The organism is Micromonospora sp. NPDC049645, from assembly GCF_040675155.1.
Lineage (GTDB): Bacteria > Actinomycetota > Actinomycetes > Mycobacteriales > Micromonosporaceae > Micromonospora.
In genome coordinates this window covers 34,291-57,849 of record NZ_JBFAOI010000006.1, presented here as the reverse complement: position 1 = coordinate 57,849, position 23,559 = coordinate 34,291, and the positions used below count along the sequence as shown (strand labels likewise).

The 23,559-nt window shown below is 71.9% G+C and carries 24 protein-coding genes; 21 read left to right on the top strand and 3 right to left on the bottom strand.

What is annotated here, in order from left to right:
• Positions 1-13: 13 nt before the first annotated feature.
• Together AB0J33_RS15775 and AB0J33_RS15770 are read right to left on the bottom strand one after the other, a co-directional pair.
• Complete coding sequence (locus AB0J33_RS15775) at positions 14-454, bottom strand: MarR family transcriptional regulator (RefSeq protein WP_225854595.1); 441 nt, start codon at positions 452-454, stop codon at positions 14-16.
• A 10-nt stretch (positions 455-464) separates the two neighbouring features.
• On the bottom strand, positions 465-2,192 hold the full coding sequence (locus tag AB0J33_RS15770) for an alkaline phosphatase D family protein (protein ID WP_363614028.1): 1,728 nt from the start codon (positions 2,190-2,192) through the stop codon (positions 465-467).
• A gap of 149 nt (positions 2,193-2,341) precedes the next feature.
• Here AB0J33_RS15770 and ftsY point away from each other — a divergent pair, with 149 nt between their 5' ends.
• The 9 genes from ftsY to AB0J33_RS15725 all read left to right on the top strand — a co-directional run bounded on the left by ftsY (position 2,342) and on the right by AB0J33_RS15725 (position 13,856).
• Positions 2,342-3,523 (top strand): signal recognition particle-docking protein FtsY, encoded by a 1,182-nt coding sequence (gene ftsY, locus AB0J33_RS15765; RefSeq protein ID WP_363614026.1) that lies wholly within the window; start codon positions 2,342-2,344, stop codon positions 3,521-3,523.
• 6 nt (positions 3,524-3,529) lie between these two features.
• Positions 3,530-4,393 (top strand): aminoglycoside phosphotransferase family protein, encoded by an 864-nt coding sequence (locus AB0J33_RS15760; RefSeq protein WP_363614024.1) that lies wholly within the window; start codon positions 3,530-3,532, stop codon positions 4,391-4,393.
• Between the two features lie 274 nt (positions 4,394-4,667).
• Positions 4,668-6,080: an ammonium transporter gene (locus AB0J33_RS15755; protein ID WP_363614022.1), complete on the top strand. Its 1,413-nt coding sequence runs from the start codon at positions 4,668-4,670 to the stop codon at positions 6,078-6,080.
• Between the two features lie 25 nt (positions 6,081-6,105).
• Entirely contained in the window at positions 6,106-6,444 is a 339-nt protein-coding gene (locus AB0J33_RS15750; protein WP_172862163.1) for a P-II family nitrogen regulator, read from the top strand.
• A gap of 17 nt (positions 6,445-6,461) precedes the next feature.
• Positions 6,462-8,792 carry a [protein-PII] uridylyltransferase gene (locus AB0J33_RS15745; RefSeq protein ID WP_363614020.1) on the top strand — a complete coding sequence of 777 codons (2,331 nt, stop codon included), beginning with the start codon at positions 6,462-6,464 and terminating at the stop codon, positions 8,790-8,792.
• Positions 8,793-9,233: 441 nt separating this feature from the next.
• The gene (locus tag AB0J33_RS15740; RefSeq protein WP_363614018.1) at positions 9,234-10,397 is read left to right on the top strand and encodes a sensor histidine kinase; all 1,164 of its coding nucleotides are present in this window, start codon (positions 9,234-9,236) and stop codon (positions 10,395-10,397) included.
• On the top strand, positions 10,394-11,050 hold the full coding sequence (locus tag AB0J33_RS15735) for a response regulator transcription factor (RefSeq protein ID WP_363614016.1): 657 nt from the start codon (positions 10,394-10,396) through the stop codon (positions 11,048-11,050). The genes AB0J33_RS15740 and AB0J33_RS15735 overlap by 4 nt, the downstream gene beginning before the upstream one ends.
• A gap of 114 nt (positions 11,051-11,164) precedes the next feature.
• Complete coding sequence (gene ffh, locus AB0J33_RS15730; protein ID WP_363614014.1) at positions 11,165-12,724, top strand: signal recognition particle protein; 1,560 nt, start codon at positions 11,165-11,167, stop codon at positions 12,722-12,724.
• A gap of 52 nt (positions 12,725-12,776) precedes the next feature.
• On the top strand, positions 12,777-13,856 hold the full coding sequence (locus AB0J33_RS15725; RefSeq protein WP_363614012.1) for an amidohydrolase family protein: 1,080 nt from the start codon (positions 12,777-12,779) through the stop codon (positions 13,854-13,856).
• Positions 13,857-14,441: 585 nt separating this feature from the next.
• Here the strand turns inward: AB0J33_RS15725 and AB0J33_RS15720 are convergent.
• Positions 14,442-15,044 carry a TetR family transcriptional regulator gene (locus tag AB0J33_RS15720; protein WP_363614010.1) on the bottom strand — a complete coding sequence of 201 codons (603 nt, stop codon included), beginning with the start codon at positions 15,042-15,044 and terminating at the stop codon, positions 14,442-14,444.
• A gap of 142 nt (positions 15,045-15,186) precedes the next feature.
• Between AB0J33_RS15720 and proS the strand changes: the two genes are divergently transcribed.
• From proS to AB0J33_RS15660, 12 genes are all read left to right on the top strand, one after another.
• Positions 15,187-16,593, top strand: a complete 1,407-nt coding sequence (gene proS, locus AB0J33_RS15715; protein ID WP_363614008.1) for a proline--tRNA ligase — start codon at positions 15,187-15,189, stop codon at positions 16,591-16,593.
• A 1-nt stretch (position 16,594) separates the two neighbouring features.
• Positions 16,595-17,263 carry a DUF402 domain-containing protein gene (locus tag AB0J33_RS15710; protein WP_363614006.1) on the top strand — a complete coding sequence of 223 codons (669 nt, stop codon included), beginning with the start codon at positions 16,595-16,597 and terminating at the stop codon, positions 17,261-17,263.
• Between the two features lie 228 nt (positions 17,264-17,491).
• A complete protein-coding gene (gene rpsP / locus AB0J33_RS15705) occupies positions 17,492-17,977 on the top strand; it encodes a 30S ribosomal protein S16 (protein WP_363614004.1) in 486 nt (161 codons plus the stop codon).
• Entirely contained in the window at positions 17,952-18,212 is a 261-nt protein-coding gene (locus AB0J33_RS15700) for an RNA-binding protein (protein ID WP_172862164.1), read from the top strand. Before rpsP ends, AB0J33_RS15700 begins: the two co-directional genes overlap by 26 nt.
• The gene (gene rimM, locus AB0J33_RS15695; RefSeq protein WP_363614002.1) at positions 18,212-18,814 is read left to right on the top strand and encodes a ribosome maturation factor RimM; all 603 of its coding nucleotides are present in this window, start codon (positions 18,212-18,214) and stop codon (positions 18,812-18,814) included. The genes AB0J33_RS15700 and rimM overlap by 1 nt, the downstream gene beginning before the upstream one ends.
• 11 nt (positions 18,815-18,825) lie before the next feature.
• Positions 18,826-19,599 (top strand): tRNA (guanosine(37)-N1)-methyltransferase TrmD, encoded by a 774-nt coding sequence (gene trmD, locus AB0J33_RS15690; protein ID WP_363614000.1) that lies wholly within the window; start codon positions 18,826-18,828, stop codon positions 19,597-19,599.
• Positions 19,600-19,742: 143 nt separating this feature from the next.
• Positions 19,743-20,099: a 50S ribosomal protein L19 gene (gene rplS / locus AB0J33_RS15685; RefSeq protein WP_007456548.1), complete on the top strand. Its 357-nt coding sequence runs from the start codon at positions 19,743-19,745 to the stop codon at positions 20,097-20,099.
• 181 nt (positions 20,100-20,280) lie between these two features.
• Positions 20,281-21,150, top strand: a complete 870-nt coding sequence (gene lepB, locus AB0J33_RS15680; RefSeq protein WP_363613998.1) for a signal peptidase I — start codon at positions 20,281-20,283, stop codon at positions 21,148-21,150.
• Between the two features lie 10 nt (positions 21,151-21,160).
• The gene (lepB, locus tag AB0J33_RS15675; RefSeq protein ID WP_363613996.1) at positions 21,161-21,796 is read left to right on the top strand and encodes a signal peptidase I; all 636 of its coding nucleotides are present in this window, start codon (positions 21,161-21,163) and stop codon (positions 21,794-21,796) included.
• Between the two features lie 47 nt (positions 21,797-21,843).
• Entirely contained in the window at positions 21,844-22,383 is a 540-nt protein-coding gene (locus AB0J33_RS15670) for an NUDIX domain-containing protein (protein ID WP_363613994.1), read from the top strand.
• A complete protein-coding gene (locus AB0J33_RS15665; RefSeq protein ID WP_363613992.1) occupies positions 22,377-23,189 on the top strand; it encodes a ribonuclease HII in 813 nt (270 codons plus the stop codon). The genes AB0J33_RS15670 and AB0J33_RS15665 overlap by 7 nt, the downstream gene beginning before the upstream one ends.
• Positions 23,186-23,509: a DUF2469 domain-containing protein gene (locus AB0J33_RS15660; RefSeq protein ID WP_007075222.1), complete on the top strand. Its 324-nt coding sequence runs from the start codon at positions 23,186-23,188 to the stop codon at positions 23,507-23,509. Before AB0J33_RS15665 ends, AB0J33_RS15660 begins: the two co-directional genes overlap by 4 nt.
• Positions 23,510-23,559 lie beyond the last annotated feature (50 nt).

The following is a 23,559-nucleotide window of genomic DNA, read 5'->3' as shown; positions in this document are numbered from 1 at the left end:
CGGCGCGGGGGCCCTACTGCCAGGAGTCGTTGAACCGGCCCAACAGCCGGGCGAACTCCTCGACGTCCCGCTCCGGCCAGCCGTCCAGGGCGCGCAGAAACTCGCCCAACCGTGCCGCGCGGGCGACGTCGAACCGGTGCTGCCCCTCCTCGGTGAGGCTGATCTGCGCGGCCCGCCGGTCACTCGGATCGGGGTCGCGGTGAACCAGCCCGAGGACCTCCAACGCGTTGATCTGCCGGCTCAGCGTCCCCTTGCCCACGCCCAGTCGCGCCGCCAACTCGGTCAACCGGATCGACCCACTCCGCCGCAACCAGAGCAACAGGCCGTACGTGTTCGGCTCCAGGTTCGGGTGCACCTCCCGGGCGATCTCCCAGGAGACCGCCCGGCCACGACGCAGCAGCGCGGTCAGTTCGTGCTCGACCGCCCGGATCGGCTCCGGCAGGTGCTCATCCACGGCGTAGAGACTACGGCGCGGACGGCTCGCCGTCGCCGGAGAGTCGGCGGCGCATCACCGGGCGTAGGTGCCCGTCCTTCGTGGTGCCCTCGATCACCACGTCGGCCCCGCGGCCCTGGTGGGTCAGGGTGGCGACCGCGTTACCGAAGTACGGGCCGGCCAGCTTGCGCCAGCGCACCCCCGGCCGCCGCACACCCGCCGAGCGGGCCAGCGCCCGGGTGGCCCCGGCCGGACCGGGTGACCAGCCCAGCCGCATGAGCGGACGGATGCCCGCCGGCACCTGGTTGTGGATCGGTGAGCAGGTGAGCTGGTGCACCGGAGTGACGACCTCGGGGTCGGCGAACCGGGCCCGCGCCACGTACGAGTGGTGCACGTCACCGGAGAGCACGCTGATCGACGCCGGCGGGGCGTACGCCGGACCGGCCCCGACCCGCGCGCCGGACTGCCGCGGGGTGCCGGTGCCGATGCGGGCGAACGTCTCCGCGAGTGCCTCGAAGGAACGCCGGAACGCGGCCCAGTGCTCCAGGTCCAGGGCGCGACGGAGCTTCTCCGCCCCGCGCGCCACCCACGGCCGGCGCGAATCCGCCAGTTTCTCGTTCCACGCCTCGATGTGGTGGATGCCCTGTGGCAACAGCCAGGGCAGCGAGGCGCCCACCACCAGGTGGTCGTAGACCCCGTGCGCCTGGTCGAGGAACCAGGACCACTCGCCCGGCGGCAGCATCGCCCGGCTGCCCGACTCGAGCACCCGGCTGCACCTGTTGTCCAGCATGACCAGCCGGGTCCGGCCGAGGTCCAGGGCGTAGCTCCACTGATATTGCACGGCGCGCCAGCGCTCGGTGTCGTGCGCCAGGTCGGACTCCTGATCCACCCGGTGGCCGAACTCGCGCAGCACGCTGGTGGCGTCCTCCGCGGTGGCGACCTTGGCGAAGACCGGGTCGGCGGCGATCTCGTCCGGGGAGAGGTTGCCCAGGTGCTGGTAGACCCAGTACGAGGCGAGCCCGCTGCCGATCCGCTCCTGCCACCACGGCTGCTCGCGGACCTCGGCGCGCCACGCCGCCGAGGTGTTCCAGTCGTCGATGATCTCGTGGTCGTCGAAGATCATCACGGTCGGCACGGTGGAGAGCAGCCAGCGGATCTCCGGATCACGCCAGGACTCCAGGTAGAGCTTGGTGTACTCGTCGAAGCTCACCACCTGGTCGGCCGGAGCGCCCTTCGGCCGCCGCCGCCGTCGACGCAGCAGCCGGCGCACCGTGGGTGAGGTGACATCGGCGTAGACCTGGTCACCGAGCAGCACCAGCAGGTCGGGCAGCGGATTCGACTCCGGGTCCGCCATCGTCCGCCGGGCGTACGCGTCGAGCGCGTCCGGTGGCAACTTGCGGGTGGTGGCGTGCTGGGTGGTCTCCCGGCACGAGCCGAAGATCAGGTTGACCGGTTGGTCCCGGTCGTCGACGGCCCGGGTGCGGATCACGCTCGGCGGGAAGCCGTTGTTCGGCACCGGCCAGACGATCTCGTCGTCGACCAGCACCTCGTAGGTGGTCTCGCTGTCCGGGATGAGCCCCTCCACCACCACGAGGGCGTAGTGGTGGTCGTACGCCGAGAAGGTGGGCGCGGTGCCGGTGGCGCCATCGGCGGTGCGGACGGTGACCACGGCGGGCGCCGCCGTCTCCACCCAGATCGTCGCCCGGGTGTCCACCACTCGCCTCAGGAGTGGGCCGATGAGGAGGTGTGCGGCGGGCATGCGGCCGAGCCTACCGCCGGTTCCGGGCACCGACCCGGTGCGGTGGCTGAGACTCCGGGCACCGCCCGGGGTGCGGTGGCTGAGACTCCGGGCACCGCCCGGGGTGCGGTGGCTGGGACGCCGCCGCCCGCATCTGACAGGATTCCGGCATGGCCGAATATCTCGTCCTCGCTCTGGTCCTGCTCGGTGTGCTGATCGTCGGCACAGTGGGGCTGGTCGTGCCGCGTCTGCGGCGACGGCCCGAGCCCCCGCTGCCGCGCACCGAGGTCGACACCAGGGCCGAGGAGGATCTCGCCGGCCCGCCGGTCGAGGCACCGGAGTCCGATCTGTCCACCGGCGTCCTGGTCGAGCCGCCGCCGGTGCTCGAACCGCAGGTGGAGGTTCCCGAGCCGACCGCCGGGCGGCTGGTCCGGCTCCGCTCCCGGCTGTCCCGCTCACAGAACGTGTTCGGTAAGGGCCTGCTCGGTCTGCTCGCCCGCGACCACCTCGACGAGGACGTCTGGGAGGAGATCGAGGACAGCCTGATCACCGCCGACGTCGGCGTCGACGCCACCCGGGACATCGTCGACCGGCTCCGCGAGCGCACCCGGGTGCTCGGCACCCGCTCGGCCTCCGAGCTGCGGGCACTGCTCGCCGCGGAGTTGGTCAACGCGCTCGACCCGAGCCTGGACCGCTCGTTGCGGACCGCCCCGAAGGACGGCGTGCCGGCCGTGCTCCTGGTCGTCGGCGTCAACGGCGCCGGCAAGACCACCACCTGCGGCAAGATCGCCCGGGTGCTGGTCGCCGACGGTCGCAGCGTGCTGCTCGGCGCGGCGGACACCTTCCGGGCCGCCGCCGCCGACCAGTTGGAGACCTGGGGCTCGCGCGTCGGTGCGGAGACCGTCCGGGGGCCCGAGGCCGCCGACCCGGCCAGCGTCGCCTTCGACGCCGTCAAGCGCGGCATCGACACCGGCGTGGACACCGTGCTCATCGACACCGCCGGTCGCCTGCAGAACAAGGTCGGCCTGATGGACGAGCTGGGCAAGGTCAAGCGCGTGGTGGAGAAGCAGGGCCCGATCGACGAGACCCTGCTCATCCTGGACGCCACCACCGGGCAGAACGGCCTGGAACAGGCCCGGGTCTTCACCGAGGTGGTCAACGTGACCGGCGTGGTGTTGACCAAGCTCGACGGCACCGCCAAGGGCGGCATCGTGATCGCCGTACAGCGCAAGCTCGGCATCCCCGTGAAGCTGGTCGGCCTCGGCGAAGGCAAGGACGACCTGGCCCCGTTCGACCCGGCGCAGTTCGTTGACGCGCTGCTGGGGACCGAGGCCACCGGACGGGACGCGTAGTCTCGGGTGACCACTGACGATCGCGCGTACGCGGGCTGGCGGGACCCCGGCCATCCTTCACAGCGCCTCGGGAGACCGTACGTGACTTCGCAGGAGATCCCGCTGCACGGCGGCAACGTGAGCACCGTTGTCCGCGTGGGCGACACGGTCCGGCGCAACGCCGGGCCGTGGACCCCGTCCGTGCACGCGCTGCTGCGCCACCTGGAGTACGTGGGGTTCACCGGTGCGCCCCGGGCGCTCGGGATGGACGAGCGCAACCGTGAGGTGCTGTCGTACCTGGAGGGGGAGTGCGGGGAATACCCGCTCGCCCCGCACTGGGTCACCGACGAGGCCCTGGTCACCGTCGCCACCATGCTGCGGATGTTCCACGACGCGCAGTACGGCTTCACCCCACCGCAGGGGGCGGTCTGGCGCTCGTTCGGGCCCCCACCACCGGACACCGAGGTGATCTGCCACCACGACGCCGCGCCGCACAACGTGATCTGGCGTCCGGACGGCACCCTCGGGCTGATCGACTTCGACCTCGCCTCGCCCGGCGCCCGGATCTACGACGTGGCGTACGCGGCCTGGACCTGGGTGCCGATCTTCGCGGACCGGGACTCGATCACGCTCGGCTGGAAACACCCGGACCGGCCGCGCCGACTCCGGCTGTTCGCCGACGCGTACGGGCTGATCCCTCGGGACCGGCACCGGCTGATCCGGACCATCCGCAAACGGATCGTGGACCACGTCGAGGGGATCCGCCGGATGGCCGCCGCGGGTGAGCCGGCGTTCGTCCGGATCGTGCACAAGGGCCACCTGCGCCGACCGATGCGCGATCTGCGGCTGCTCGACTACGAGCGGCACACCCTGGAGGACGCCCTCCGCTGAGCGTCGACCGGTCGATGTTCGGCGGTCCCGTCGAGCGGACCGGTCGATGCCTCTGACCGGTCAGCCATCGACCTCCGCCACCTGGGCGATCCACCACCGTCCATGCCGCCTACTGTGCGGAGTTCGTGACACGTACGAAACAACTGGTCACGAAACGGAAACCCGCCCGGGACCCTGGGTGAAACAGCCGGCCGCGAAGCTTCCGCGCAACCGGCCTACGGGCGACGCTGCCCCGGAAAGCCGCGAAGGAGGACTTCACCTTTAGGAGGCCAGCGTGCCTGAAGCACCGACGATCGACGGCGCCAATACCACTTGGCTGCTGGTTTCGACCGCGCTCGTGCTGCTCATGACCCCCGGACTGGCGCTGTTCTACGGCGGCCTCAACCGGGCCAAGGGCGTACTCAACATGATGATGATGAGCTTCTCCGCCATCGGGCTCATCTCTATTCTGTGGTGGTTCTACGGTTTCAGCGTCGCCTTCGGGACCGACGTGAACGGCTTCTGGGGCGACCCGGGCGCGTACCTCGGCACCAAGACCTTCCTCGCCGAGACCGACCTGTGGGGTGCCACGGCGGAGAACCCCAGCGGCATCGGGGTCCCGCTCTACGTGTTCATGGCCTTCCAGATGGTCTTCGCGGTGATCACCGTCGCGCTGATCAGCGGTGCCATCGCCGACCGGGCCAAGTTCGCCGGTTGGCTGCTGTTCGCCTTCGGCTGGGCCACCCTGGTCTACTTCCCGGTCGCGCACTGGGTGTGGGGCGGCGGCATCATCGGCGGCGACATCCACGCACTGGACTTCGCCGGCGGCACCGCAGTGCACATCAACGCCGGTGCGGCGGCCCTGGCCGTGGCCCTGGTCCTCGGTAAGCGGCTCGGTTGGCCGCGCGAGGGCATGAAGCCGCACAACATCCCGCTGGTCGCGCTCGGTGCGGGTCTGCTGTGGTTCGGCTGGTTCGGTTTCAACGCCGGCTCGGAGCTGACCGTCGACTCGGTCGCCGGCCTCGCCTTCATCAACACCCAGCTCGCCACGGCGGCCGCGGTGCTCGGCTGGATCGCGGTCGAGTGGGTCAAGACCCGTAAGCCGACGATGGTCGGCGCCTCGTCCGGCGCCGTCGCCGGCCTGGTCGCCATCACCCCGGCCTGTGGCTTCATCGCGCCGTGGGCGTCGGTCCTGCTCGGCATCGTCGCCGGTGCCGTGTGCGCGCTCGCCGTCAGCCTCAAGTACCGGCTCGGCTACGACGACTCGCTCGACGTGGTCGGCGTGCACTTCGTCGGTGGTTGGATCGGCTCGCTCTGGCTCGGCCTCTTCGCCACCAACTCGGTCAACGCCGCGATCACCGACGTGGTGGGCGCCTCCGACGGCCTCTTCTACGGCGGCGGCGTGACCCAGCTCGGGCGGCAGGCCCTCGCCGGCCTGATCGTCACCGCCTGGTCGTTCGGCATCGCCTGGGTGCTCGCCTTCGTGATCGAGAAGACGATCGGCTTCCGGGTCAAGGGTGAGGCGGAGGTCGAGGGCATCGACATCGCCGAGCACGCCGAGAGCAGCTACGACCTGTCCCCGGCCGGTGGCGGCACGGGCAGCGCGTTCGCGATGGCCGGCATCGGCACCCCCGGTGGCGGCGCGACGAGTGGTGCCAAGCCGGAGGCGGAGCCCGCCGAGCCGGTCAGCGAAAAGGTCGCCGGTTAACGTTCCTGGGATGGAGGGGTTGGACATGAAGCTGGTGACCGCAGTCATCAAGCCGTACCAACTGGATGCGGTGAAGGAGGCCCTGCACGCCCTCGGGGTGGCCGGGCTCACCGTCAGCGAGGTTCAGGGGTACGGGCGGCAGAAGGGGCACACCGAGGTCTACCGGGGTGCCGAGTACACGGTCGAGTTCCTGCCCAAGATCCGGGTCGAGGTGCTCACCGACGAGATCGACGTGGACAAGGTCGTGGACGCCATCGTCGGAGCGGCCCGCACGGGCAAGATCGGTGACGGCAAGGTCTGGGTCACCGGTGTCGAAGAGGTCGTCCGGGTCCGTACCGGCGAGCGCGGCCTCGACGCACTCTGACCTCGACCACGACTGACATGACCTCGTTGATCAAGAAGAACGCGTCAGGGCACTCCGGTGACGGCGACGCGAACCTCTTGATCAACGAGGTCGTCGGCGTTCCCGGGGGGATCGGGGAGGCGGCCCGGCGGGGGAGGGCGGCCGCGTACGACGCCTTTCTGCGGGGGCTGCTGCCGGCACGGGACGGGGTGGCGCTGCTGGCCGTCGGGGGACTGGGTCGGCGGCAGTGCGCCCCGTACAGCGACCTCGACCTGGTTCTGCTGCACGCCGGGGTGCCCGGCACGGACGAGTTGGCCGCCTCGGTCTGGTACCCGATCTGGGACGCGGGCCTGCGGCTCGACCATTCGGTGCGCACCGTCGCCGAGGCGCTCTCGGTGGCCCAGGACGACGTCAAGGTCGCCCTCGGACTGCTCGACGCCCGGCTGGTCGTGGGGGACCAGTCGCTGGCCGACGCGCTGATCCGCACCGCCGCCGACCACTGGCGGCGCACCGCCGTCCGGCACCTGCCCGGTCTGCGCGAGGTCACCGAAGCACGCTGGCAGTCCCACGGTGAGCTGGCGTTCCTGCTGGAGGGAGACCTCAAGGAGGCTGCCGGCGGTCTGCGTGACGTGGGGCTGCTGCGGGCGATCTCCGCAGCCGGCATCACCGACGCGCTGCGCCCCGCCGTACGCGCCGCCCACCTGCGTCTGCTGGACACCCGCGACGCCCTGCACCAGCAGGTCGGCCGACGGGTCGACCGGCTCGTCGCCCAGGAGCGCGACGGCGTGGCCCTCCTGCTCGGCCTGCGACAACTCCAGCCCGGCGCGTCTGACGCCGCGCGGCGGCCTGGAGCCGTCGTGGAGGACGGCGACGCGCTGCTGCGCCGGGTCGCCGGTGACGCCCGTACCGTCAGCCACGCCCTGGACGACGCCTTCCGGGCCGCCGACCGGCTGCGGTCCGGCCGCTCCCGGGGCGGCAACGGGCGGCCCGCTCGCCGCCCGGTCGCCCGGGACGTGGTCGAACACGACGGCGAGCTGGTGCTCGCCCGCACGGCGATCGGCGCGCGCCCCGACCCGAGCCTCTCGCTGCGGATGGCCGCCGCGTCGGCCACGACCAGACTTCCGATCGCTCGGGCCACCTGCGAGTGGTTGGCGGCGTACTGCCCGCCGCTGCCCACCCCCTGGCCGGTCGAGGCCCGGGCCGCGCTGACCACGCTGCTCGGCGCCGGTCCCGGTCTGGTGCCGGCCTGGGAGACCTGCGACCGGTACGGGCTGGTGGACGGCTGGCTGCCCGAGTGGACCCGGCTGCGCAGCCTGCCCCAGCACAACCCGGTGCACCGCTTCACCCTCGACCGGCACCTCGTGCAGACCGCGCACGAGGCAAGCCGGCACGCCCGCGAGGTGGAACGCCCGGACCTGCTGCTCCTGGGCGCCCTCCTGCACGACATCGGCAAGGGCCTGCCCGGCGACCACAGCACCGTCGGTGTGCCGGTCGCCGAGGCGGTGGCCACCAGGATCGGTCTGCCCGCCCCGGAGGTGGAGTTGATCGGCAAGCTCGTCCGGCTGCACCTGCTGCTGCCCGACGTGGCCACCCGCCGGGACCTGGCCGACCCGGTCACCATCGCATCGGTGGCCGAGGCGGTCGGCGACACCGGCACCCTCGACGTGCTGCACGCGCTGGTCCGCGCCGACGCGGCGGCGACCGGGCCGGCGGCCTGGTCCGACTGGAAGGGCCGACTCGTCGCCGAGTTGGTCACCCGGGTGCGCACCGCGCTGGACACCGGCGTGCTCCCCGAGCCGCCCGCCCCGGACCCGGCGCTGCTGGCCGGGCCGCTGCCGGTCGTCCACCTGACCGGGGACCGGGTGTCGGTCGCCGCGGCCGACCGGCGTGGTCTGCTCGCCACCGTGGCCGGCTGCCTGGCGCTGCACCGCCTGGAAGTGATCTCCGCAGACGCCTCCGCCGTCGACGGCCGGGCCCTGGTCGAGTGCCGGGTGCAACCCCGCTACGGCCTCCCGCCGGACCCCGTCCCCCTCCGCGCCGACCTGCGCCGGGCGGTCGCCGGCGACGTGTCGGTCACCCAACGGTTGCGCGGTCGGGCGCTCGCCAGCCGTGGCGGCGGCGCGGCTCCCCGCGTGGTCTGGCATCGCGAGGCGGCCACCGACGCCGTACTGCTGGAACTGCGCGCCGCCGACGCCGCCGGGCTGCTCTACCGGGTCGCCTGTGCGCTCGACGAGGCCGGCGCCCTGGTCCGCGCGGCCCGCATCTCCACCCTCGGCGCCGACGTGGTGGACGCCTTCTACCTGGTCGGAGGCTGGCCCGACGACGCCACCCGGACCCGCCTGGAGGCCGCGGTCCTCGCCGCCGTCTGATCCACGGCGTCGTCTGATCGACGGTGCTGTCTGTCCGACGGTGCTGTTTGTCCGACGGTGCTGTTTGTCCGACGGTGCTGTCTGTCCGACGGTGCTGTCTGTCCGACGGTGCTGTCTGTCCGACGGTGCTGTCTGTCCGACGGTGCTGTCTGCCCGCTGCGACCTCGCGGCCCCTGCCACCCGAGTAATCGAACCGCGCAGCGAGGCATGCTGGCGGGCCCTCTCCAGAGCGTTATGACTCCAGGGCATATTTATACCTCTGAGTCATAACGCTCACCGAGCAGTCCGCCGCCAGCGGCGCTCTCGCCGAGGCCGGCCAGCGCTGCTGGCCGCTGGGCGTGGGGCCGCTGGCCGTGCGGCGGCGGGTACGCCCGGGGGCGTAGGCGCGGTGCCGCTCGTGGGCGCACGTCGAGGGGCGGCGGCGCGGGCAGAATGACGGCCATGCGACGAGATGGTCGGTGGCGGTGGCCGGAGCTGGCGGCGGATGCCGCGCTCGCCCTGCTGCTGCTCGGGTTCGGGCTGCTCGCCACCGGCCTGGCCGGTGACAACCAGCCGGGGTCGAGGCCGGTGGACGCCGCCAGCCGGGTACTGATCGCCATCGCCGCGCTCGCACTGCTGGTTCGGCGGCGGGCTCCGATCGCCACCCTCGCCGTGGTAACCGTGGCCACCTCGACGTACCTGGTGTTCGGCTATCCCTACGGGCCGATCCTGATCACGTTCCTGATCGCGGTGTACACCGTGGCGGTGCGGTCGCCGGTGCGCCCGGCGGCGCTCGCCACCGGTGGCGCGTTCGTCCTGTTGTTGGCGCATGTCTTCTTCGGCCGGGGACCGGCGCCGGGTTGGTCGGAAGTGCTGCCCGCATCGGCCTGGGCGGTCGTACCGTTCGCGGTGGGGGTGGTGGTGCGGGTGAGTCGTGAGGCGACCGCGCGTACCCGTGCCGAAGAGGCCCGCAGCCGCGCCGAACAGGCTCGACGGCAGGCCGACGAGGAACGGCTGCGAATCGCGCAGGAGGTGCATGACGTGGTGGGGCACGGGCTCGCCGCGATCAGCATGCAGGCGGAGATCGCCCTGCACCTGCTACCGAAGCGGCCGGAGCAGGCGGAGGTGGCCCTGACCGCGATCAGCCGGACCAGCCGGGAGGCGCTTGACGAGCTGCGGGTCACCCTGGGCGCGGTGCGGCGGGGAGCGGAGCGTGAACCCGTACCCGGCCTGGCCCGGCTCCCCGCGCTGCGCGACCGGCTCGCCGGAGCCGGCCTCGCGGTCGAGGTGCGCGTGGTCGGTGACCCCCGGGAGTTGCCGGCCGCGGTGGACCTGGCCGCGTACCGGGTGGTGCAGGAGGCGTTGACCAACGTGCTGCGGCACGCGGGGGTGGCGAGCGCGGAGGTGACCGTGGACTACCGCGCGGACGAGGTGACCGTCGAGGTCACCGACCGGGGGATGGGCGCCGGGCGCGCCGGGACAGCTTCGGCCGACGACGAGGGTGGGCACGGTCTGGCCGGGATGCGGGAGCGGGTCGCGGCGCTGGGTGGGCGGTTGGCCACCGGGCCGCGCGCCGACGGCGGCTTCCGGGTGTACGCCGGGCTGCCGGTGGAGCCGGCCGCGTGATCCGGGTGTTGGTCGCCGACGACCAGGACCTGGTCCGGCTCGGGCTGCGCGCGCTGGTGGAGAGCGAGGATGACCTGGCGTTGGCCGGCGAGGCGTCCGACGGGCTGCGGGCGGTCGAGCTGGCGCGTCGGGAACGGCCGGACGTGGTACTCATGGACATCCGGATGCCCGGTATCGACGGCATCGAGGCGACCCGCCGTATTGTCGCGGACCCCGACCTGACCGGTACGCGGGTGGTGGTGCTCACCACCTTCGAGCTGGACGAGTACGTGTTCGACGCGTTGCGGCACGGTGCGAGTGGTTTCCTCACCAAGGACACCCGCCCCGCCGAGCTGCTGCGGGCGATTCGGCTGGTCGCCGAGGGGGAGGCCCTGCTGTCGCCGTCGGTGACCCGTCGGGTGGTGCGGGAGTTCGCCACCCGGCCGTCCCGGGTGCTGCGTCCGCACCCCCGGCTGGACACGCTGACCGATCGGGAGCGGCAGGTCGTCGGCCTGGTCGGTGAGGGGTTGAACAACGAGGAGATCGCGGTCCGGCTGGTGGTCAGCCCGGCGACCGCGCGGACCCACGTCAGCCGGGCGATGGGCAAGTTGGGAGCCCGGGATCGGGCCCAGCTCGTCGTCTTCGCGTACCAGTCGGGGTTGGTGTCCGGGTGAGGGCCGGGCCGGGCGACAGCGGGTCCGCGCGGGGGCGGCTACCCTAGCGGTGGCCGGACTCCGCAGTGCCGGCCGCGTTGTGCCCGCCGGAACACTGACAAACGGGATGTTCGCGTGTTTGACACCTTGAGTGACCGCCTGTCCGGGATCTTCACCAAGCTCCGCGGCAAGGGACGGCTCACCGACGCCGACATCGACGCCACCGCGCGCGAGATCCGCCTCGCGCTGCTGGAGGCGGACGTCGCGCTGCCGGTGGTCAAGGGCTTCATCGCGGCCGTCAAGGAGCGCGCCCGCAGCGCCGAGGTCTCCCAGGCGCTGAACCCGGCCCAGCAGATCATCAAGATCGTCAACGAAGAGCTGATCAACGTGCTCGGCGGCGAGGGGCGACGGCTCCAGTTCGCCAAGCAGCCGCCCACGGTGATCATGCTGGCCGGTCTCCAGGGTTCCGGTAAGACGACCCTCGCCGGCAAGCTGGCCCGCTGGCTCAAGGGCCAGGGTCACCAGCCGCTGCTCGTCGCCGCCGACCTCCAGCGCCCCAACGCCGTCGGGCAGCTCCAGGTGCTCGGTGGCCGGGCCGGCGTCGAGGTGTACGCCCCGGAGCCCGGCAACGGCACCGGCGACCCGGTGCAGGTGGCCCGCGCGTCGATTGAGCACGCGAAGCGGGCAGCCCGCGACATCGTCATCGTCGACACCGCCGGCCGGCTCGGCATCGACGCCGAGATGATGCAGCAGGCCGCCGACATCCGCGACGCCGTGCAGCCGGACGAGGTCATCTTCGTCATCGACGCGATGGTCGGTCAGGACGCGGTCCGCACCGCGGAGGCGTTCCGCGACGGCGTGGGCATCACCGGTGTGGTGCTCTCCAAGCTCGACGGCGATGCCCGTGGTGGTGCCGCGCTGTCGGTCCGCGAGGTCACCGGGCAGCCGATCCTGTTCGCCTCCACCGGTGAGAAGCTGGAGGACTTCGACGTCTTCCACCCCGACCGGATGGCCAGCCGGATCCTCGGCATGGGCGACGTCCTCACTCTGATCGAGCAGGCCGAGCAGGCCTTCGACTCCGATCAGAAGGAGAAGATGACCGCCAAGCTGATGGGCGGGGAGCAGTTCACCCTGGACGACTTCCTCGACCAGCTCATCGCGGTGCGGCGGATGGGCCCGATCGCCAACGTGCTGGCCATGATGCCGGGCATGGGGCAGATGAAGGACCAGCTCTCCGAGCTGGACGACAGTCACTTCGACCGGGTCACCGCGATCATCCGGTCGATGACCCCGGGTGAGCGGACCAACCCGAAGATCATCAACGGTTCCCGCCGGGCGCGCATCGCCAACGGTTCCGGGGTCACCGTGATGGACGTCAACCAGCTGCTCAACCGCTTCGCCGACGCGCAGAAGATGATGAAGCAGATGGGCGGCATGATGGGCCTGCCCGGCGGTGGCCGCCGCAAGGCGACCAAGTCGCCGAAGAACAAGCGCAAGGGCACCAAGGGCGGCGGTCGCCCGCGTACCGGCGCTGGGGCCGGCATCCCGGGCGGCTTCCCGGGTGGCATGCCGCAGCTCCCGCCGGGAATGGACCCCAACGACCTCGCTGGCGGCCAGGGCCTGCCGCCCGGCTTCAAGCTCCCGAAGATCGACTTCAACAAGCTCGGCAAGGGTGGCGACAACCGTCCCCGCTGACGGGTGACGTCGATGACGGCGGGCGACGATTCGATCGGGTAGGACTGTGCGCATGGCTCTTCATGTGCGCGGTGTGGTACTCCCCGACGACGAGGTTCGGGATCTCTGGCTGGTCGGCGACCGGGTGACCTTCACGCCGGTGCCCGGTGCGCAGACCGTCGTCGACGGCGGCTTCGTGCTGCCCGGGCTGGTCGACGCGCACTGCCACATCGGCATCGCCCGAGGTGGCGCCCCGATCACCTCGCTCGACCAGGCCCGCTCGCTGGCCCACATCGACCGGGAGGCCGGCGTGCTGGCCATCCGGGACGCCGGCTCGCCGTACCCGTACCCGGAACTCGACGACGAGCCGGACCTGCCGCGCCTGGCCCGCGCGGGCCAGCATGTCGCCCCGCCGAAGCGCTACCTGCGCGACATCGGCGTGGAGGTCGACGCCACCGAGGTGACCGCGACGGTGGCCGCGCAGGCGCGGGCCGGCAACGGCTGGGTCAAGCTGGTCGGCGACTGGATCGACCGGGGCGTGGGTGACCTGGCGCCGGCCTGGGACGCGGACACCCTCACCGCCGCCGTGCGCGCCGCACATGACGCCGGGGTACGCGCCGCGGTGCACACCTTCTCCGAGTCAGCTGTCGAGATCATGGTGCGGGCCGGCGTCGACTCGGTGGAGCACGGCACCGGGCTGAGCCTCGACCTGATCGACGAGATGGCCCGCCAGGGCACCGCGCTGGTCCCCACAATGATCAACATTGCCACCTTCGGAGGCATCGCCGAGCAGGCGCGGGGCAAATTCCCGGGGTACGCCGACCACATGCTCGCCCTGCGCGACGGCTTCCCCGAGGTGGTCCGCGCCGCGCACGAGGCGGGCGTGCCGATCTACGTGGGCACCGACGCCGGCGGCGGCATCGACCACGGGCTGGCCGCCGAGGAGATGCTGCTGCTGCACGAGCGGGCCGGGATGGCACCCATCGACGTACTCGCCGCCGCCTCCTGGGGCGCCCGCGCCTGGCTCGGCTTCCCCGGCCTGGTCGAAGGCGGCCTCGCCGACCTGACCGTCTACCCCGAGGACCCCCGTGCCGACCTGCGCGTCGTACGCGCCCCGGCCCGCACGATCCTCCGCGGCCGCGTCATCCGCTGAGGTCGTACGCGCCTCGGCCCGCACGATCCTCCGCGGCCTCGTCATCCGCTGACCCGCAAGCCCGCCCCGCGCTCCCGGCGCCGCGCGAGGCAGCCCGTGTCGCAGCGGGCAGCCCTGCGCCGCGCCGGGCTTGCCCCGTCTCGCTCCGCCCCGCAAGATCGCGCTCGAACCAGGATGTAGTGGCCTCGGACTTCTTGGGAAGCCACTACATCCAGGATCGAGCGCGATCCTGGCGTACAACGAGATCAACGACGGAGATCCAGCAGCAACATCAGGGATGTTGCTGCCTCCCGCCCGCCACAGGCAGCAATATCCGTGAAGTTGCTCGGATCTTGGGGGCGTGGCGGCGTGGCGCGTGGCGCGTGGCGCGTGGCGCGTCGGGCGTGGCGCGTGGCGCGTCGGGCGTGGCGCGTGGCGCGTGGCGGCGTGGCGCTTCGGGCGCGGCGCGTGGGCGTCGGGCGTGGCCCGTGGCGCGTGGTGTGAGAGCTGTGGGGCCTGGGGGGCGGGGTGTGCGGCGGGGCGCGGGGCGTGCCGTCGGGAGCCGGGGGTGGGACGTGAGGTTCGGCGTGGGGTGCGGGTGCGGGTTTAGCGGGGCGGGCGGGCGGCGGCCATGAAGAGGCGGACGGCGAGGTCGGCGAGGGCCGTCGCGGTCTGCTCGATCGGTTGCCGGGGGAGCACGATGTGGCTGACCACCAGGCGGACGATGGTGTCGGCGGCGAAGGCCAGCGCGGGTTGGTCCGCTCCCGGTAGGTGATCGTCGGCCCAGTCGATCAGCGCGCCGGACGCCTCGGTGAGCACCACCTCGGCGCGGGTGGTGAGGTACGGCAGTAGTTCGTCAGATCCGCCCCGGGCGCTGGTCAGGATCGCCTTTACCAGCGGGTTGTCCGCCGCGGTGGCGAGCGTATGCGCGATGGCGGCGTACGCGCCGGCGCGCACGTCGGAGCCGTGTGCGAGCAGCGCGTCGCGAACGTCGCCGACGAACCGGTCCACCTCGGCTCGGGCGAGCGCCTCGGCCAGGCCCGCCTTGCTGCCGAACTCGTTGTAGACGGTCTGCCGGCTCACCCCGGCCGTGGCGGCCACCCCGCCCATCCGGACCGCGTCCCAGCCTGCGGCGATGGTCCGTGCGCGGGCGGCGTCCACGATCGTGTTTCGCAGCCGCTGGCGAGAGGAGTCCGTCGATGTAGCCATGGTGGTCGAATTCTACGGGCGTACCCGCGACCCGCCCAGCGCCGCTCAGCGCGTCGGCAAGGCACGGGCGTGGAGCGGCCCGGCGTGGCGTGGCGACTCCCGGGCGCGGTGTCCGCCCGCGCGGCGCATAGGATGTGCGGTCATGGCACGCGTGCTCACTCCCCGTGCGGAGGATTTCCCCCGCTGGTACCAGGACCTGATCGCCAAGGCGAAGCTGGCCGACAACGGCCCGGTGCGCGGCACCATGGTCATCCGACCGGCCGGCTACGCCATCTGGGAGCGTATGCAGGCTGAGATGGACGCTCGGATCAAGGCGGCGGGTGCGGAGAACGCGTACTTCCCGCTGTTCATCCCCGAGAGCTACCTCAAGCGGGAGGCGCAGCACGTCGAGGGTTTCTCGCCGGAGTTGGCGGTCGTCACCCACGGTGGCGGCAAGCCCCTGGCCGAGCCGGTGGTGGTGCGTCCGACCAGCGAGACGGTCATCGGTGAGTTCATGGCCAAGTGGATCGACTCGTACCGGGACCTGCCGCTGCTGCTCAACCAGTGGGCGAACGTGGTCCGGTGGGAGCTTCGCCCGCGAATCTTCCTGCGGACCAGCGAGTTCCTCTGGCAGGAGGGGCACACCGCGCACGCCACCCGGGAGGACGCCCGGGCGTACGCGCGGCGGATCCTGCACGAGGCGTACGAGGACCTGATGGTCAACGTGATCGGCATTCCGGTGGTGGTCGGCCTGAAGACGGCGCGCGAGCGGTTCGCCGGGGCGACGGCCACGTACACCTGCGAAGGCATGATGGGCGACGGCAAGGCGTTGCAGCTGGGCACCAGCCACGAGCTGGGTCAGAACTTCGCCAAGGCGTTCGACATCAGCTACTCCGCGAAGGAGGGCGGCCGGGAGCACGCCTGGACGACCTCCTGGGGCACGTCGACCCGGATGCTCGGTGGCCTGATCATGGCCCACGGCGACGACAACGGCCTGCGCGTGCCGCCGCGGCTCGCCCCCATCCAGGCGTACGTCATGATCGTCAAGGATGGCGAGGGCGTCGCGGAGGCGGCGGCCAAGCTGCGCGACGGGCTGCGCGACGCCGGTATCCGGGTCGCGCTCGACGACCGGACCGACACCCCGTTCGGCCGCCGGGCCGTCGACGCCGAGCTGCGTGGCTATCCGGTACGTGTCGAGGTCGGCCCCCGTGACCTGGCTGCCGGTAACGCCGTGGTGGTGCGCCGCACCGACGGGTCGAAGACCCCGACGGCGGTGGCCGACGTGGTCGCCGCAGTGCTGGGCGCCCTGGAGACCGACCAGCAGGTGCTGCACGACCAGGCGCTGGCCAACCGCGAGTCGCGCACGGTGGAGGTGGCCACCCTGGCGGAGGCGATCGAGGCCGCCGCGACGGGCTGGGCGCGGGTGCCGTGGTCGGCGGTCGGCGTGGCCGGCGAGGCCGAGGCGAACGGGCAGGGCGTCACGGTGCGCTGCCTGCTGCGCGCGGACGGCTCGGTGCCGGACTCCGAGGACGAGCCCGACCTGATCGCCATCCTCGCCCGCGCCTACTGAGGTGCGGCCGGGCAACCCGGTCGACCGGTTCGCGCCGGGTCGGCTGATCGTGCACCGAAACGTGCGGCGGGGCCGGATCGGGTGGGTTCGGCCGGGGCGGGTGGTTCTCGACGACGAGCGAGGGCTTCTGCTCTGGATCGCCCGGGACTCGCCGGTGGCTCATGAGGTCAACGAGGCGGGTCTGACCATGCGGGCGCTGCCGTTCGCCGACTGGGTCACACCGACGTACCGGCTGGCGCAGGGCCGTTGGAACGGCCCGCCGCTGCTGAAGTTCCTGCCCACCGGGGCGGCGCACTCGGTCTGGTGGTTCCGGGACGAGCGGGGTCGGTTCGCCCACTGGTACGTCAACCTGGAGGAGCCCGGGGTCCGCTGGGACGACGGCCCGGTGGCCGGCGTCGACGTGGTCGACCAGGACCTGGACGTGGTGGTGCGACCGGACCGCAGCTGGTACTGGAAGGACGAGGACGAGTTCGTCGAGCGGCTCGCCTTCCCGGACGACTACTGGGTGGCCGACGAGAAGGCGGTGCGCGTCGAGGGGGAGCGGGTGATCGCCCTCGCCGAGGCCGGGGAGTTCCCGTTCGACGGCACCTGGTGCGACTTCGCCCCTCCGCCAGAGTGGGGCGTACCGGACGAACTGCCGCCGGGATGGGACCGCCCGCCGGTGCGCTGAACAGTGTTCCGGATCACCGGTGACGCGGTGTCCGGGTCCGATGCGGGAGATCGGCATCGGATCTGGCAGAATGGGTCGCTGGTATCCGGCGCGCGTCCGGCGCCCTCTAACCCGGGCACGTCGCCAGTCCACCGAGTAGTCTCCGGCCCAACCCCACTGTGCCGTCGGCGCTCACCCATGCACACCGCCCGTACGGGCCGGTGAGATCGCAACAGGAGCGAAACAACTGTGGCCGTAAAGATCCGGCTCCTGCGGATGGGCAAGATCCGCAACCCGCAGTACCGCATCGTCATCGCCGACTCGCGCACCAAGCGTGACGGCCGGGCGATCGAGTTCGTCGGGGTGTACCAGCCGAAGGAGGACCCTTCGGTCATCGAGGTCAAGTCGGAGCGCGTCCAGTACTGGCTGTCCGTCGGCGCTCAGCCGAGCGAGGCGGTGCAGCGGCTGCTGGAGCTGACCGGTGACTGGCAGAAGTACAAGGGCCTGCCGGCCCCGCCGCCGCTGAAGGTCGCCCCCGAGCGGGCCGACCGCAAGGCGGCGTACGAGGCTGAGGCGAAGGCCGCCGCCGGGCTCGCCCCGGAGACCCCGGCCAAGCCGGCCAAGAAGGCCGCCAAGGCTGCCGAGGCTCCGAAGGCTGAGGCTCCGGCCGAGGCGCCGAAGACTGAGGCTCCGGCCGAGGCCCCGGCCGCTGCCGACGCCGGTGAGCAGGCCTGACATGCCACTGCGTCCGGCGTTGGAGCACCTGGTCAAGGGCATCGTCGACCACCCGGATGACGTCCGGGTGCGGATGGTCGATTCCCGTCGGGGCAAGCGGCTCGAGGTCCGCGTGCACCCCGAGGACCTCGGCACGGTGATCGGACGGTCCGGTCGGACCGCCAAGGCGCTGCGCCAGGTGATCGGCTCCATCGGCGGGCGCGGGGTTCGCGTCGACATCGTCGACTCGTACTGATGCAGCTCGTCGTCGGCAGGATCGGCAAGCCGCACGGTGTCCGCGGTGAGGTCACCGTGGAAGTGCGGACCGACGAACCCGAGGCACGGTTCGCCCCCGGCACGGTGCTGCGCACCGAGCCGGGGGCGACGCCCCCGCCAGCGCGCAGCACCGTGCCGCGCACCGAGCCGGGGGCGACGCCTCCTCCATCCACCGATGAGCCTGGCGTGCCGTTCCGGGTGCCGGCGGAGCTGACCATCGAGGATGCCCGCTTCCACCAGGGCCGGATGCTCGTCGCGTTCGACGGCATCCTGGACCGCGACACCGCCGAGGCGCTGCGCGGGACCCTGCTCGTGGTCGACAGCGCCGACGTGGCCCCGCCGGACGACCCGGAGGAGTTCCACGACCACCAGCTGGTCGGGTTGGCAGTGGTGACCCCGGCCGGCGAACGCCTGGGCGAGGTCGCCCGCATCGACCACGCGCCCTCGTCCGACCTGCTGGTGCTGCGGCGCCCCGAGGGGCGTACCGCGTTGATCCCGTTCGTCCGGGCGATCGTCCCGGAGGTCGACCTGGCCGGCGGACGTGTGATCGTCGACCCGCCAGCCGGACTGCTCGACCTTTAGGGCCACCCCGCATGCGCGTCGACGTCGTGTCGATCTTTCCGGAGTACTTCGCCCCGCTGGACCTGTCGCTGATCGGACGGGCGCGGGCCAACGGCGTACTCCAGCTCGCCGTGCACGACCTGCGGACCTGGACCCACGACGTGCACCGCACGGTCGACGACACCCCCTACGGCGGTGGGCCGGGAATGGTGATGCGCCCGGAGCCGTGGGGTGAGGCACTGGACGCCCTGGCGCCGGCCGAGGCCCCGCCGCCCCGGCTGCTGGTGCCGTCGCCGGCCGGTGCCCCGTTCACCCAGGCCATGGCGTACGAGTTGGCGGCCGAGCCGCATCTGCTCTTCGCCTGCGGCCGGTACGAGGGGATCGACCAGCGGGTCCTGACCCACGCGGCCACCCGGATGCCGGTCACCGAGGTCTCGCTCGGTGACTACGTGCTCTTCGGCGGCGAGGTCGCGGTCCTGGTGATGCTGGAGGCGATCACCCGACTGCTGCCGGGCGTGCTGGGCAACGCCGGCTCGCTGGACGAGGAGTCGCACGCGCACGGGCTGCTGGAGGCGCCGATCTACACCAAGCCGCCGAGCTGGCGCGGGCATGACGTGCCGGAGGTGCTCCGCTCCGGCGACCACGGCAAGATCGCCCGCTGGCGGCGCGAGGAGGGTCTGCTGCGGACCGCCGCCCGCCGCCCGGACCTGCTGGCCGCGCTGCCCGCCGATCGGCTCGACAAACGGGACATCGCGGCCCTGGACCAGGCCGGATTTCAGCCTCCGCCGGGGGATGTGGCAAAGTAGGGGGGTTGCCGCATCCGTCCGCGCCCGCGGTCGGATACGAGGATCCCCGACCGGGGTCGGCTCGCCGATCATCACCCGGGAATCAGAATCACCCACCCGCGCACCGAGTGACGGTGCGCCGTGAGCCTTACGAGGACGCAGCGATGAACATCCTGGACGCCCTTGACGCCCAGTCGAAGCGGACCGACCTTCCCGACTTCCGGGCCGGTGACACCGTCAAGGTGCACGCCCGCGTCGTCGAGGGCAACCGGTCCCGTGTCCAGATCTTCCAGGGCGTCGTGATCCGCCGCCAGGGTGACGGTCTGCGCGAGACCTTCTCGGTCCGCAAGGTCAGCTTCGGTGTCGGTGTCGAGCGGACCTACCCGCTCAACGGTCCGGGCATCGACCGGATCGAGATCGTGACCCGCGGTGACGTGCGTCGCGCCAAGCTCTACTACCTGCGCGAGCTGCGCGGCAAGAAGGCCAAGATCAAGGAGAAGCGGGAGAAGCAGCCCAGCTGACTTCCCGCTCGCCACGCCGCCCGAGCTGCGCGTATGCCGTACCGACCAGAGCGCACTACCCTGGTCGTACGGGCGCAGCCAGGCGGCGGTCCCGCCCAGGTGGCGGGCAGCTGTCCACTACCGCCCGTGGAGCCTCGACGAGGCTCCCGGGCGGTGGTGTTTCTGCGGACCGGGGAGTGGCGTGGTGCAGACGCTTGACGAGGACGGCACCGTCGATCCGTGGCGCCGACGGGCTCGCCGCGCCCGCCGGCAGATGCCCCTCTGGCAGGAGTTGCCGCTGCTGCTGGTGGTCGCGTTCTGCCTCGCGGTGTTGATCCGCACCTTCCTGCTCCAGGCGTTCTTCATCCCGTCCGGCTCGATGGAGGACACCCTCCTCATCGGTGACCGGGTGCTGGTCAACAAGGTCGTCTACGACGTGCGTGACCCGCTGCGCGGCGAGGTGGTGGTCTTCCGGGGCACCGACCGCTGGGCGCCGCAGGTCGACGAGCAGCCGAAGCCCGGCGTCGCCGGCCGGCTCGCCCGCACCGTCGGCGATCTGGTCGGGGTGAGCCGCCCCGGCGAGAAGGACTTCATCAAGCGGGTGATCGGTCTTCCCGGCGACCGGGTCAAGTGCTGCGACAGTCAGGGGCGGGTGACCGTCAACGGCACGCCGCTCAACGAGCCGTACGTCCTGCGGGACTCACCGCTGGACCTGCCGCCCAACCCGTCGGAGTGTCGCTCCCGGCGCTTCGACGAGGTCGTCGTGCCACCCGGTCAGATCTTCGTGATGGGCGACCACCGGGAGGTCTCCCAGGACGCGCGTTGCCAGGGGCCGGTGCCGATCGACAATGTGGTCGGACGCGCCTTCATGGTGGTCTGGCCCTCGTCGCGCTGGAGCGCGTTGTCGGTGCCCGCGACGTTCGAGGACGTGTCCGCGCCGGCCACGGCCTCCTCCGGGCAGCCCCCGGTGCGGCCGACTCCGCAGGGCGGTGTGCTGCTGATCCTTCCGTTGCTGGCGGCACTCGGTGGTTCCCGCGCGTTCCGGACGGTGCCGTCCAGCCGGGCAACGTAGGCTCCTTGGCGTGATTGACGAGCAGACCGACAAGCCGCGCAGCTCCTTCTGGAAGGAGCTGCCGATCCTGCTGGGTGTGGCGATCCTGGTCGCGGTGCTGGTCCGCGCCTTCGTGCTGCAGACCTTCTTCATCCCCTCCCCGTCCATGGAAAACACCCTCATGATCGATGACCGGGTGCTGGTCAACAAGCTGGTCTACGATTTCCGGTCACCGCATCGCGGCGAGGTGATCGTGTTCAAGGCTCCGACCGAGTGGAGCGGTAACCCCGACGGTGAGGACTTCATCAAGCGGGTGATCGGCATCCCCGGCGACCACGTGGTCTGCTGCGACCCGGAAGAGCGGTTGATGATCAACGGCAAGTCGCTCGACGAGCCGTACATCTTCTCGCGCGACGGGATCCGCGACAAGCCGGCCGACCAGGAGTTCGACATCACCGTGCCGGAGGGTCGGCTGTGGGTGATGGGCGACCACCGCTCCGCCTCCGGTGACTCCCTGGAGCACTGGCAGCAGTCCGGGCAGAACATCACCGAGGCCACCATTCCCGAGAAGGACGTGGTCGGGCGGGCGTTCACCGTCTTCTGGCCGGTCAACCGGGCCACCTGGCTCACCGTGCCAGATGGGTTCGACGGCATTCCCAAGCCGTAGACCGCCGGGGCGTGGGCGATCCGGCGTCGGTCTGGCAGGCTGGTGCGGTGACCGTGAGCGCGAGGAGTGAGGGTGCGAGCCCGGCAGTCGCGGACAGTGGCGACCGTGTTTACACCCCGCGACGCGCGGCCCGCGTGCTGCTCGTCGACGCGGCCGGCCGGGTTCTGCTGTTCGAGGGCTTCGACCCGGCTCGACCCGGGCACCGCTACTGGTTCACCCCGGGCGGTGGGCTCGATCCGCTGGAGTCCCCGGCGGCGGGCGCGGCCCGAGAGCTGGCCGAGGAGACCGGCCTGCGGCTCGACCCGGCCGCGTTGGGCGAGCCGGTCTGGTCCGACGCGACCGAGTTCTCGTTCGACGGCACCTGGTACCGCCAGGAGCAGGATTTCTTCCTCTTCCGGGTGGACTCCTGGCGGGTGGACACCACGGGCTTCAACGACATCGAGCGGCGCAGCATCGCCGATCACCGGTGGTGGCCTCCCGACGAGTTGGCGGCCAGCGGTGACCGGTTCTACCCTGCTGAGTTGCCCGCCCTGCTGACCCGGCTGGGGCAGTCGACCGCCGCCGGTCAGGAGGAGACGTCGTGCTGACCCCGCCGCGTACCGTGGTGCGCCGCGAAGCCGGCCTGTACGCCCTGGAACGGGCGTTGCAGCGGCGTGGCTTCCTGCACGTGGCCGGCGCCGACGAGGCGGGCCGAGGGGCCTGCGCCGGTCCGCTGGTGGCCGCCGCGGCGGTGCTGCCCGAGGGGCGGCGCGGCGAGATCGACGGGCTGGCCGACTCGAAACTGCTCACCCCGGCCAGCCGGGAACGGGTGTACGCGGAGGTCGTGGACCGCGCGCTCGCGTACGCCGTGGTGGTCATCCCGGCCGAGGAGGTCGACGCCCGGGGTCTGCACGTGTGCAACCTGGCCGCGATGCGCCGGGCGCTCGCCTCGCTCACCACCCGCCCGGAGTACGTGCTGACCGACGGCTTCGGCGTGGACGGCCTGGGGGTGCCCGGGCTGGCGGTGTGGAAGGGCGACCGGGTGGCCGCGTGTGTGGCGGCGGCCAGTGTGCTCGCCAAGGTCACCCGGGATCGGCTCATGGTGGAGCTTGACGAGGTGTTCCCGGCGTACGGCTTCGCCGAGCACAAGGGCTACATCACCCCGGAGCACTCGGCGGCGCTGCGGGAGCACGGGCCGTGCCGGGAGCACCGGTTCTCGTACATCAATGTCGCCGCGGTCTCCGGCCGCGACGGCCGGCCGCCGCGCGCCCGACGGCCCGGCGGCCACGGCCCGGACGAGCCGATGGAGCGCTCCTGGGCGTCAGGGGGTACCGTCGGCGTGGCGTTGGGCGAGCAGCCTCGGCCTCCGACGCCGGTGGGGGAAGATGTGGCCATGGAAGGCGGAGTGCGATGAGCGCGGAAGATCTCGAGAAGTACGAGACCGAGATGGAGCTGCAGCTCTACCGGGAGTACCGCGACATTGTCCGCCAATTCTCCTACGTGGTGGAGACGGAACGCCGGTTCTACCTGGCCAACCAGGTCGACCTGCACGTGCGCAACTCCGACGGCGAGGTCTACTTCGAGGTCGAGATGCACGACGCCTGGGTGTGGGACATGTACCGTCCTGCCCGCTTCGTGAAGAACGTCCGAGTGATGACCTTCAAGGACGTCAACGTCGAGGAGCTGGAAAAGCCGGACATCTCGCTGCCCGCCGACTCCGGCTTCGGCGGCTGAGCGCGCCCAGCGTCGGCGGCTGAGCGCACCCGAACCGCCGGGCCGCGCCA